This window comes from Flavobacterium sp. (assembly GCF_052437795.1).
Lineage (GTDB): Bacteria > Bacteroidota > Bacteroidia > Flavobacteriales > Flavobacteriaceae > Flavobacterium.
Genome location: NZ_JBQVPA010000016.1, coordinates 1 through 645 on the forward strand (window position 1 = coordinate 1; position 645 = coordinate 645).

Here is a 645-nt window from a genome sequence, read left to right on the forward strand (position 1 = left end):
GTTGGAAGGTGCCCTACCATGACTACCCAGCCCTGCTGCCACTATAGGCACCCCTGCTGCCATGGTTATCACCATGCACCGTGCACGAATAGATAGCATCATGCACATCATCATCGTTGCATGACAGGGCAGCATCGTGGCGACATGTTGTTTAAGCCGCCAACGGCTGCATGGCAACATTGTTTTTGTAAGCATATGCCAGCAAAGCACTAGTGCACATAGCGATGAGGTCGCTCTGAAAAGCACGCCTGTGAAGCCTGTGTCCGCAAGCTGGCTACCATGGCTATGCTACCACCACCACAGCCAAAACCACCTGCATACATGCACACAGCCATGGCAAACACCATGTGATGATGATGATGATGATGATGATGATGATGATGCACACAGCAATGAGGCTGTTCGCTTTGAAAACCATGCCTGCTCAGCTGCTGTGGGCAAGCTTCCCACCCATCTATTTACCAGGGCTGTACCTTACCTTGAAGCTGACAGTGGTGTAGTGGGCTGTAGCAGTGGGCAGTGGCAGCGGGCTGTACTACCAGGGCTGTAGCTCCTTGTGAAGCTGGCAGTGGTGTAGTTGAGCGGCTGACAGATGGTTGGCGACATGCTGGCTGGGTCCGTTCCAAAGTCAGGTGCCTGCTCATG

Annotated in this window: 1 protein-coding gene; it reads left to right on the top strand. The window is 53.5% G+C overall.

Annotated features, from left to right (window positions below):
• The first annotated feature begins 250 nt into the window (after positions 1-250).
• The gene (locus ACT6R0_RS18620; protein WP_444667450.1) at positions 251-550 is read left to right on the top strand and encodes a hypothetical protein; all 300 of its coding nucleotides are present in this window, start codon (positions 251-253) and stop codon (positions 548-550) included.
• The last annotated feature ends 95 nt before the right edge of the window (positions 551-645 follow it).